Origin of the sequence: Bacillus sp. FSL L8-0099, assembly GCF_038006385.1 — a bacterium.
Lineage (GTDB): Bacteria > Bacillota > Bacilli > Bacillales > Bacillaceae_G > Bacillus_A > Bacillus_A toyonensis.
On record NZ_JBBOVC010000006.1, the window covers coordinates 1 to 11,057 of the forward strand.

Annotated in this window: 13 protein-coding genes and 1 pseudogene; all 14 read left to right on the forward strand. The window is 30.1% G+C overall.

Annotated elements, in window-relative coordinates; all coding sequences use genetic code 11:
• Nucleotides 1-9 precede the first annotated feature (9 nt).
• The 14 genes and pseudogenes from MHH42_RS32235 (at nucleotide 10) to MHH42_RS32300 (ending at nucleotide 10,607) form a co-directional block, all read left to right on the forward strand.
• A complete protein-coding gene (locus tag MHH42_RS32235; RefSeq protein WP_340895856.1) occupies nucleotides 10-582 on the forward strand; it encodes a tyrosine-type recombinase/integrase in 573 nt (190 codons plus the stop codon).
• A gap of 152 nt (nucleotides 583-734) precedes the next feature.
• Nucleotides 735-935 carry a helix-turn-helix transcriptional regulator gene (locus MHH42_RS32240; protein WP_098379297.1) on the forward strand — a complete coding sequence of 67 codons (201 nt, stop codon included), beginning with the start codon at nucleotides 735-737 and terminating at the stop codon, nucleotides 933-935.
• Nucleotides 936-937: 2 nt separating this feature from the next.
• Complete coding sequence (locus tag MHH42_RS32245; RefSeq protein ID WP_340895837.1) at nucleotides 938-1,351, forward strand: hypothetical protein; 414 nt, start codon at nucleotides 938-940, stop codon at nucleotides 1,349-1,351.
• 45 nt (nucleotides 1,352-1,396) lie between these two features.
• Entirely contained in the window at nucleotides 1,397-1,588 is a 192-nt protein-coding gene (locus MHH42_RS32250; RefSeq protein WP_098379299.1) for a hypothetical protein, read from the forward strand.
• A gap of 54 nt (nucleotides 1,589-1,642) precedes the next feature.
• A complete protein-coding gene (locus MHH42_RS32255) occupies nucleotides 1,643-1,852 on the forward strand; it encodes a hypothetical protein (protein WP_098379300.1) in 210 nt (69 codons plus the stop codon).
• 237 nt (nucleotides 1,853-2,089) lie between these two features.
• Nucleotides 2,090-2,371, forward strand: a complete 282-nt coding sequence (locus MHH42_RS32260) for a hypothetical protein (protein WP_340895840.1) — start codon at nucleotides 2,090-2,092, stop codon at nucleotides 2,369-2,371.
• A 66-nt stretch (nucleotides 2,372-2,437) separates the two neighbouring features.
• Nucleotides 2,438-2,938 (forward strand): stage II sporulation protein M, encoded by a 501-nt coding sequence (locus MHH42_RS32265; RefSeq protein WP_098379302.1) that lies wholly within the window; start codon nucleotides 2,438-2,440, stop codon nucleotides 2,936-2,938.
• Nucleotides 2,939-3,478 carry a hypothetical protein gene (locus MHH42_RS32270; protein ID WP_340895842.1) on the forward strand — a complete coding sequence of 180 codons (540 nt, stop codon included), beginning with the start codon at nucleotides 2,939-2,941 and terminating at the stop codon, nucleotides 3,476-3,478.
• Nucleotides 3,479-3,510: 32 nt separating this feature from the next.
• Entirely contained in the window at nucleotides 3,511-4,095 is a 585-nt protein-coding gene (locus tag MHH42_RS32275) for a MarR family transcriptional regulator (RefSeq protein WP_340895844.1), read from the forward strand.
• Nucleotides 4,096-4,693: 598 nt separating this feature from the next.
• Nucleotides 4,694-5,743: pseudogene (locus tag MHH42_RS32280) on the forward strand (efflux RND transporter periplasmic adaptor subunit); the annotation flags it as partial.
• Complete coding sequence (locus MHH42_RS32285; RefSeq protein ID WP_340895847.1) at nucleotides 5,740-6,420, forward strand: ABC transporter ATP-binding protein; 681 nt, start codon at nucleotides 5,740-5,742, stop codon at nucleotides 6,418-6,420. The pseudogene MHH42_RS32280 and the gene MHH42_RS32285, both read left to right, overlap by 4 nt.
• The gene (locus MHH42_RS32290) at nucleotides 6,417-7,613 is read left to right on the forward strand and encodes an ABC transporter permease (RefSeq protein WP_340895848.1); all 1,197 of its coding nucleotides are present in this window, start codon (nucleotides 6,417-6,419) and stop codon (nucleotides 7,611-7,613) included. Before MHH42_RS32285 ends, MHH42_RS32290 begins: the two co-directional genes overlap by 4 nt.
• 668 nt (nucleotides 7,614-8,281) lie before the next feature.
• Nucleotides 8,282-8,866, forward strand: a complete 585-nt coding sequence (locus MHH42_RS32295; protein WP_340895851.1) for a MarR family transcriptional regulator — start codon at nucleotides 8,282-8,284, stop codon at nucleotides 8,864-8,866.
• A 1,174-nt stretch (nucleotides 8,867-10,040) separates the two neighbouring features.
• Nucleotides 10,041-10,607, forward strand: a complete 567-nt coding sequence (locus MHH42_RS32300; RefSeq protein ID WP_340895853.1) for a hypothetical protein — start codon at nucleotides 10,041-10,043, stop codon at nucleotides 10,605-10,607.
• Nucleotides 10,608-11,057: the final 450 nt, after the last annotated feature.

Consider the following 11,057-nt stretch of genomic DNA (forward strand, 5'->3'; position numbering starts at 1 on the left):
ATGAAATTCATGAACAAAAAAACGCATCTCATTGATGTCCAACCAATTCGAACAAAAGAACAGATTGAAGATATGAAGTGGGCTTTAAAACGTCACTGTTCAGAACGAGACTATATTTTATTTCTAATTGGAATTAATACAGGATTACGTGTTAGCGATCTACTTCAAATTGAAACACAAGCCATAGTAAAGTTAAAACGGAAAAAGAGAAAAGAATTCAAAATCAAAGAAGGAAAAACGAAGAAAGAACGCATGATTAATCTTACTTCTATTTTTGATGAAGTTTATTCGTATACTCAAACACTAGAAAGTATTTGGTTATTCTCTTCAAGAAAAGGAAATCAACCCATTAGTAAGATCCAGGCTTATCGACAATTGCAAAAAGCCGGAGATTTTGCTGGTATAGAGTCTATAGGAACTCACACTATGCGCAAAACCTTCGGTTATTGGTTCTATAAACAAACAAAAGATGTAGCGATGTTGCAAGAAATACTAAATCACAGCACACCACAAATCACACTTAAATATATTGGAATCAATAAAGAGGAAAAGGATAATATATTGGATGTATTTTATATTTGATATGTTATGTCTAAAAAATTTAATGAATTTGAATTACATATAAAACAAGAAGAAGTTTAATTTAAATTAAACTTCTTTTTTTGCTTTATATGTAATATATACTTTACATTATTCAATTTATAGTTTACCATTGTGTTAGGGGGGAACAAATTTTGGATAATAGAATAAAAATAGCCCGGATAAAAAAAGATTTAACTCAGAAACAGTTAGCTGATCAAATTGGAATTACACGTCAAACGATTAGTTTAATTGAAAAAGGTAAATATAATCCTTCTTTAAAATTGTGTTTACAAATTTGTTATGCTCTTGACTGTAGACTCGATGAAATTTTTTGGATAAATAAGGAGGAATAGAAGTGAAAAAAATTCAAGATGAACGTTTAATCTTACAAAATTTAAAAAATATTAAAGTAGTTTATATAGTACAGACATTAAGTATTATAGGAATTTTAGGATATGATTTAGTTACTAAAGGTTTTGATGCGATGAAAGAGAATCCTTTATGGTTTGTTTTACTTTTTACATCAGTAATAACAGCATATTTATCAATGAATATAGGTGTTGATCAAGAAATAGAAAAAAAATCACCCCAAAAACAATTATTTATAAGTTTACTGGTAGCTTTAATTATTTCTATAGCTACTGGATCTATTATTATAATTAAAAACTCTTTATTAGATGGAGTATTAGTTGGACTTATATTATTTGTTTGTTCTTTAATTCCATTAATTTATGTTTACAAATTAAGAAGGAAAAAAATTGAAAGTTAAATAATAAAAAAAATAATATTTTCTAATAGAAAGAAGGTTATTTTCATGTTTTTTAAAATCGAAGATTTAGTTTGTAGTAATTGTGGTAAAAAATTAATTGAGGGCGATAAAATTTTTGTTTCTTTAACATTACCTAGTGAAAGAAGAATGCCTGTAGGTATATTAGACAAAGTGATTCAAAAACATTCTAATTATGTTTATTGCGAGAAATGTATGTCTGAATACAATGCTGAATAGTTTTAAAAAGAATAATAAATGAACATTATATATAAATAAGAGGGGATTTTTGCAATGAAAAAAAAGAATGAGGTTGAACTATATCAAACTGGTATTGCTGCTAGATTTGCATTTAGTTTTACAATTTTATCTTTATTAGTATGGACTTTAAATGATTTTATACGTACAGGTGAACCAGGATGGCAATTTAAAATTATGATGATTGCTTGTGCTATTTTCCTTTGGATAAAAGTTTATTTTAAACGTAAAACTAAACATAGTTAAATAATATAGAAAAGGACATTTTAAATTAATTTAAAATGTCCTTTTCTATATTATCATTATCAATTAAATATTTTTAATTTATATAGAATTATATATAGATTATTTTTAATTTTCTAAAATAACATTTTCTGTATGCAACTCTGCATATTTGTAGAATTTTACAAGGTAAATAATGTAATATTACGAACGAAAGGGATATCAAGGTAAATAAAGCAATTATTGGGGGAATTATTTATTATGAACTTATTCGTTAAATTACAAAGTAATAAAGTAGCTTTAACAGTTGCAGCATCTGCAGCTGTAGCAGTTGGAATTATGAATTTCAAAAATACTGATTTAAGCATGAATGTAGTCGATCTTTTACGTTCATGTGGCATTATTGCACCTAGTTGGGTTGTTACTGCAATTACTACTTGTGGTTCTGCATTAGCAGTTGCTACAGTACTTGGTTCATTAGGTGCTGGTTTACCTATGGCTGTTCTTGAACAAATGGCAGCAGCTAGCACAGCAGCAGCATAAAAAAGGGATATATTGATATCCCTTTTTTTAATACATTTTTAATTATCAGACAATAGGTGGTAGAATTTGATAAAAAAATTAAATTTAGTGAAAATTTATCTTTTATGTGTTGTTTTATTTAGTTTAATATTATTGATTTCGTATCTTTATACTGAGCCAGTGACAACAGTTGGAACGTTAAAAGATAAAATTGAAGTTAGTTTTAAATATATATTTTTTAATAATTTAAAAGTTGTACTATTGATGATCTTTTTAGCTCCTTTAACATTTGGAATTGGAACAATAATAATTTTAATAATTAATGCACTTATACTTGGTGGAGTTTTAGGAAGTATCAAAAACGATTTTAGTCTAATATTTTTACTTATTCCTCATGGAATAATAGAGGTTCCAGTTTTATTATTAGCAGCTAGTATAGGATTGAAATTAACATTAGATTTATTTTTAATGAAATTAAAACTTAAACTAACTTTTAAATATATATGTATTGTTTTAGTTGGTTTATTAATAGCAGCAAGTATAGAAAGTTTTATTACACCTATGTTTTTAGAAGGAGTTATTAAATAAATGAATACGATAAATACATTATTTAAAGAAAAAGAAATTAAATTTTTTATTCCCTTTGCAATTTACTTATTGGGATTAGGAATATATCTTGTTGCAGTATTACCTTTTATTGAAACTTTAATGACTCAAAAAATTCCAAGTGATGTATTAAATAAATTTGGGCATCTAGATTATATAATATCATTTGCTTCATTCTTTTTAATATTATTAGGAGTATTTTTTGAAGGTTTTGTTCTGTTTATTGTTGCAAATGTATTAGGAGCTCAGGCTAAATATAGTTATTTTTTAAAGTTATTTATGTTCGCTAATATTCCAATGGGATTAAGATATTTAACTTTAGGTTTTAAAAATGTTTTCTTCGAACCTGGTATGTATCTATTCTTTAGTCAAAATAGTTTTCTATTTAAAGCAATTGATCTATTTAATATTTCTTATATGATTCTATTGTTTTTATTAGTAAAAAACAAAACTGAATTAAACGATAAAGTAAAAATCGGTATATTCATGTGTATTGTCTTCTTATATAGAATGGTATTTTAAAATTTTAAAAATAGTAAGAGAGGCAATAATTCATGAAAAAGGTTTCTGATTTTAATCAAGCTGAAAAAAACGCAAGACTAAGAGATATTAATAATTTAAAAGTATTAACAGAAGATGAAATGAAATTAGCAAATGAACTACAACAAAAAGCTAATTTAAGAGGAATGAAGCTTATTCCTGAACGTAAAGTAAAAAATAAAGCAAAATTTGTACAAATTATACAACAAAATCTTCAATATTTATTTGAAATTGATTATTTAACTAATGCTGAAAAAGTATTTCTTGTAGATACTTCAATGTACGTTGGCTTTTCTAGTAATTGTTTAGTGCATGATATTAATTCTAAAGAACAAATGCCTTTAACACAAAGAGAATTAGCCAATAAAATTAGACGACATGAAACAAAAATTAGTCCTATGGTGAAAAAGCTAATAGATAAAGGTTTAATGGCTCGTTCTGAAAGTGGGGTAGATGATAATAATGTTAGAGCTTATGCATTATTTATAAATCCTAACATTATATTTTCAGGTAATAGAGACAATATTAATCCTACACTTAAGGCAATGTTTACAAAAGTACCTAAACAACTTAAGAATTTGCCTATTAAGTTATTTTAAGTCTATTTATTTAAATAGACTTTTTTGTACTTACCTTTTTTGGTAAGTTTACTTACCTTTTTTGGTAAGTACAAAAAAGTCTAAAAGGCCTGATATTATAAGTTTTTTTGGAAGGTATAAAACGATTTTTATCTCACTCTATATAGAGAGCTAAAAGTTCCGCAAGGAACGGGTCGTATTTTCTTTCGCTTTGCTACAGAAAATCTCCACCCTTTACGCTTTGCTACATCCCTGCGGAACTTTTTTCGGCTCGAGTTTTGGCGGCACCAAGCCGATACATCCAAAAGCAACTATTCGGGATCCTCGGCTTGAATTTGCTATTATACGAGCCGAACCGCTAGTGCCTTCGAACAATAATTTCACTTATTAGATTGATAGATACGTAATACGTGGGGGCTCGTCCCCACACGACGAACCAGCCTCTACCCCAAAAGTCAACAAATCTATATTTAATTATTATCAAAGGAGTTATAAAATGTCTATATTTAACAAAAAAATCAAATTTATTGCACTTGGGCTATTTTTTATTATTGCTTTTGCTATAGTATTAAAACTTTTTATGTCTAAAGAAAAAAGAGTTACTAATGATGTTACAAATGTTAAGTTTGAACATGTAACAGAGCATAAATTTGATAATAAAAAATTAATATCAGGTCAAATAAAACCTGGTAATATTGAAAATTTTTATGTGGATTCTACAAAAGGAAAAGTGAAAAATATAGAGGTTAAAGAAGGACAGGAAATAGAAAAAGGAACAAAATTATTTTCTTATGATAATGAAGAAGTTAATTTACAAAAAAAACAAATTGAGCTTGATCAAAAGATGGTTGATATGCGTTATGAACAAGGAAAAAAGAAAATTGACTCATTGCAGAAAGAAATTAAAAAAGTAAAAGATAGTGGGGCTGGAAAAGAAGTAACAGATCCAATGGAAGAACAAGTGAGTGAATTAGAAATGCAACAAAAAACAATTGATCTTGAAAAAGAAAAAGGAAAGTTAAAAAAAGAAGAATTAAATAAAAAACAAAAAGAACTTACAATTTATAGTAACTTTGCTGGTGTTGTTCAAAAGTTAGATAAAGATGCAGCACAAAGTTCATCACAAACATTAACTGGTCAAGGGAAAGCATTTTTACAAATAGCTTCTAAAAATCAGTTTCAAATTCAAGGAACATTAACAGAACTTCAAAAATCACAAATTCAAAAAGATCAAACGTTTATTGTAACGGCAAAAGCAAATAATGACAAGAAGTGGACAGGTAAGATTACTGAAGTAAGTGAGTTTCCAACAAGTGCAGAGATGATTCAAACAGGTACTATGGGTGAAACAACTCAAAATATGTCTCAATATATATATAAAGCAAGTCTCGATAGTCAAGATGGTTTATCTCCAGGTTATCATGTTTCTTTACAAGTAAATTTAGAGAATAAGACAATGATTGCTGTTCCAAGTAAGAGTATTGTAGAAAAGGATGATGATGCATTTGTTTATGTTGAGGAAAAAGGAAAGCTTCATAAACAAAATGTGAAAAAAGGTGCTACTGATGGAGACTGGACAGAGATTGTAGAAGGCGCAACAGTGGGGCAAAAGGTGGTTAAAAATCCTTCCGACGACGTGTATGACGGAATGGAAGTGAAGGAGAAGTGATTTCGTTAAATAATATTGCTAAGACGTATTATCAAGGGAAACTTGCGGTGCCGATTTTGCATGGTATTAGTTTAACAATTCAGAGCGGTGAGTTTGTTTCAATTATGGGGCCATCTGGTTCTGGTAAATCAACACTTATGAATATAATCGGTTGTCTAGATCGTCCAACAGAAGGCGAATATATGCTGAATGATGTGAATATCTTAACAGCAGACGAGTCAAAGCTTGCTTTAATTCGTAATGAATATATCGGCTTTGTGTTCCAGCATTTTAATTTACTTCCGCGTCTTTCAGCGGTGGAAAATGTTGAACTTCCGCTCGTATATGGTGGCGTGAAGAAAGCAGAACGTCGTAAGCGTGCTTTAGAAGCCTTAGGTAAAGTAGGATTAGCGGACCGTGTGCATCATTTACCGAATGAATTATCAGGTGGACAGAAACAACGTGTAGCAATTGCAAGGGCAATTGCGAATAAACCAACATTCATTATGGCAGATGAACCGACTGGTGCACTAGATACGAAGTCTGGTGAACAAGTTATGGATATTTTTACGAAGCTTAATACAGAAGGTACGACAATTGTTATGGTTACGCATGAAGAAGAAGTAGCAGCTTATTCTTCTCGTCGAATTATATTGCGAGATGGGAAAATTACAGAAGATAGAAGGTGTGCAGTATGAGTTTATTAGATAGTATAAAAATTGCCTTATCTTCTATTTTAACTCATAAATTGCGCTCAGCTCTTACAATGCTCGGTATTATTATTGGTGTAGGTTCTATTATTACTATTGTTGCAATTGGTCAAGGTGGAGAAGCAACATTAAAATCACAGTTTGTTGGAACAGGTAATAATACAATTTCTATCCAATTTAGAGAGGATTTGAATGATCCGTATAATTTATCATTAAAACAATCATTGTTAACTGATGAAGATATATATGAATTAAGAAAAATCCAAGAAATCTCACATATTATTAAAACAAATTCAAATATGGAATTACTTGATGTTAATGATAAAAAAGAAACAGTAAGTATTACAGGATTAGATAGTGAATATTTCAAAGTAAATAAAGTTAAAGTATTAAAAGGCCGTTCTTTAAATGATAAAGATATTCAGTATGGAAATAATGTTGTTATGATTAGTAGAGGTTTAAAAGAAAAAATATATCCTGAAGAAAATGCGATTGGTAAGATTATAGAAATAAAAGGACAACCAGTGCAAATTATAGGGGTATATAAATCTGATTATGAATTTATGGGAATGGATCCCTTACAAGTGTTAATTCCATTAACATTATGGCCTACTATATATGGAACAGATGAGATTAAAAATATTTCTATTCAATCTAAAAATATAGATCAATTAGAAAATGCGGGTAAAAAAGCTGTGAATTTATTAAATAGTCGTAAATCATCTGAAATTCCAGGTAAATATGAAATGGTTAATTTAAAAGAACTTCAAGATGGTATTGCTAAATTAACAAATGTCATGACAATGATTATTGGCGGTATTGCTAGTATTTCATTAATTGTTGGTGGTATTGGGGTTATGAATATCATGTTAGTATCTGTTACAGAACGCACCCGTGAAATTGGGATAAGAAAAGCTTTAGGAGCAACTCGTAGTAAAATATTATTACAATTTTTAATTGAAGCTATCATGTTAACATTATTTGGTGGTTTAATTGGAATTGGTTTAGGTTACGGCGGTGCATATATCGTTGCCAAATTTGCTCATTGGCCACCACTTGTTACTTGGAAGGTTGTTTTTGGAGGAGTGCTGTTCTCTATGACTTTAGGGATCATATTCGGAATAACTCCAGCGAATAAAGCTGCAAAATTGGATCCAATAGAAGCATTAAGATATGAATAAATAATTATTAAAAATTTAATTCTTTTTGTTAATCCTCTCAGTTTTTGAGAGGATTTTTATGATGTCTAAAAACATTCTAATAAAAGATTTAAAAACAAAACATACTTATAACCTCTTTATTTATAGTGTTTTGAATGTATACTTTTGTTGTGTATTTTGAGGATATCAGGGGATTCGGTGAGAAGTCAATGTTTAAGGGAGAATGAATGTAAACTAATATTCAAAAGTTTACTTTCAAAAAGATAGAAAATCGAGCGAAGCGACAACCCTTTTAGGATAAAGAAATGAAACTTCGAAGACAAAAAAAGGTAAAGGTACTAGGAAATTTTCTAGCAAGACAAAAACGTAGTTTACTCTTATAGAATTCTAGACTTAATTGCTACTTTGTTCTTGGTTACAAGAAAGATGGAACTGGGTCACGAAAGGTGATTGATGTTAAGCTATCTTTTTATTTAAAAGTTTATATCCGAGAAAAGTAAAAAAGAGCCCTATTATTTAGGACTCTTTTTCTATTAGTTATAACAAAAAAAGCCAATCATGATATAATTGAGTTGCGACGCTACAACTATACATAAGAGGCTTTTTTATTCTTATAAAATTCTAATTACATAATAGCATAAAAAAAGTCTCCGTACTAGTTGTAAATACTAGGAACAAGGAGAAAAGTTATGACAAATACTATCAATTTAAAACAAGCTGAAAAAAATGCAAGATTGAGAGATATCGAGGATTCGAAAATTTTGTCAGAAGAAGAGATGTATTTAGCAAATGAACTTCAAGCAAAAGCTAATTCTCATGGTATGAAGCTAGTACCTGAACGGAAAGTGAAGAATAAAGCTAAATTCGCTCAAATTATTCAAGAGAATTGGTTATATCTTATTCAGAATAATTATTTGAAAAACGAAGAAATTATGTTTTTAAACAAAATTATTGGTTTCATAGGGTTTCGATCTAATTGTATTGTTCATGATATTAATGCAAAAGAGCAATTACCTATGACTCAAACTGAAATAGCAGAAAAAATAGGTTCTAGTAAAAATACAGTTAGTAGATTAATAAAACAATTACTTGAAAAGGGTCTAATTGGACGTTTTGAGTCGGGTAGAGATGGAATTAATGCTAGAATGTATGCACTATACATAAATCCTAATGTGATTCTTTGTGGAGATCGAGACAATATTAATCAAACACTACAAACTATGTTTATAAGAAAACCAAAAGAATTGAAAAATTTACCTATAAAATTAGTGTAACCTGTATGAATTTCATACAGGTTTTTTTGCAACTTTCATAGTTATCGAATTCGATAACTAAAGTTATCGAATTCGATAACTATGAAAAATCTTGAAACCCTTGGTATTACTGTTTTTTTTCTACTTTTGTATGCTTGTCCCTTCTCACTCTCTATATAAAGAGCTAAAAGTTCCGCAAGGAACGGGTCGTATTTTCTTTCGCTTTGCTACAGAAAATCTCCACCCTTTACGCATTGCTACATCCTTGCCAAACTTTTTTCGGCTCGAGTTTGGATATCACCAAGCCGATACATCCAAAAGTAACCATTTGGGATCATCGGCTTGAATTTGCTATTATACGAGCCGAACCGCTAGTGCTTTCGAACAATAATTTCACTTACCATATTGATAGATACGTAATACGTGGGGGCTCGTCCCCACACGACGAACCAGCCTCAACCCCAAAAGTAAAGGAAAACCTTCTTTTAAACCTGTTTATTTTGCCTTTTAAGCGCATTTTTTTGTTTTTATGATAAATAGTATTGTTTTAGATTTATATTCTTTAAAAAGGATTCTGAAGTGCCTGGATAGCGTTTTGTATTTTGGTGTTATTTGCTTCTGAACTATGGATTTACATTTATTTAATGCTATTTGTTTTCTTTTAGTATTTTAAAGTAATGTTTGATTGCAATTTATTAAAAATATCATGTCGTTAGTGAGTACTCATATGGAGACATCAAAGGGACTTTGTGTACTCATTGAGTCTACATCTAGGGACACAATGGGGACATTTAGAGGGTTTTGTGTCGTCAGTGAGTGGACATCCTGGGAATTTTCGTGTACCCACGTTTAAGCTAGGCTCTGCCTAGTCCCAACCCCTAGTTGGGCCCAAAAACCCCTTATGCTCTTCTCTCTTTTTTGATTCGGAATTTCCAATTTTATAGAAAAGTTTGTTTTTCAATTAAAAATTATTATGTTAAAAAACAAAGAGTTAATTTATGTGAATGTAGGAAGGTTAGGGGTCCCTATTTAGGAACAAAGTTCATGAAGATGTTTAGGTGTTGTTTAAATATTTTTAATAAGTGTTCATCTAAACAAGGTATTTATCTGAACAGCATCTAAACACCTGATATAATAATGTTTACGGGCATTGTTCAGATGCTGTTTGTTTGTTTAGATAGGAGTGATTTAAACAATGATTAGGGAAAAACATGAATTAATTTGGCTATCGGCTGAAGATATAGCAAAACAAGTTGGTGTATCTTCAATGACAATTAAACGAAATTGCAATACTTATGAAGAATTTATTCTATTCAAACAGGGGGAGAAAAATAAGTATTATATTTCTTCTGAATGTGTGGATGTTTTAAAATTTATTAATAAACTTCGCAATAAAAAGAATGTCCCTCATAAGGAAATTCTAGAAGTATTAGACAAAGAAGGTTTTAAAAAATATATTGCTGTTGATATGGAAGTTGTTCAGGAAAACACTTCTAAACAAACATTTGAACAGACTATGTTTACCTTAGATGAAGTGAGAAAGATAGTTGCGGAAGAATTAGAAAAAGCAATGGAAAATCAAGCAAATAAGAAAGATGAACAAATTATGTATTTGATGAGAGAGATTCAAGATTTAAAAAGAATTATGATAGAAGAAAAACAAGCAATATTAGAAATAGATTCATCCGAACAACAAGTAAACAATGAAGAAGTACAAGAGATTAAAAAGGAATCGTGGTGGCGACGCATGTGGAACCGCTGAGTCCTGGCGTTTATGCCGCGAAAGTTCCTTGACGATGAGGGGAACCCTCATGCAAACTCGCCAGGGGTGGCCCCAGAAGGGCGGTTTTTGCCCGCTGGGGTTAGCTTTGGGAGTTTGAGGGTTTGGAGGCTCGTGGTCAAGGGAACCGTGGAATAAAAAGCGAGGACGGACCCCAGGAAAGGGCAAAAACCAATGTCTTCGTCAAGATTCGTGGTTCTACTGTTAGAAAAAGGCGAATAAGAATATAGCATACATACAATAAGGGAATGCAGTATAGATCAGTCTACAAGCATTCCCTTGCTATTAATATGATTCTATCTTTTTGAAAGTAAACTTTTGAATATTAGTTTACATTCATTCTCCCTTAAACATTGACTTCTCACCGAATCCCCTGATATCCTCAAAATACACAACAAAAGTATACATTCAAAACACTATAAATAAAGAGGT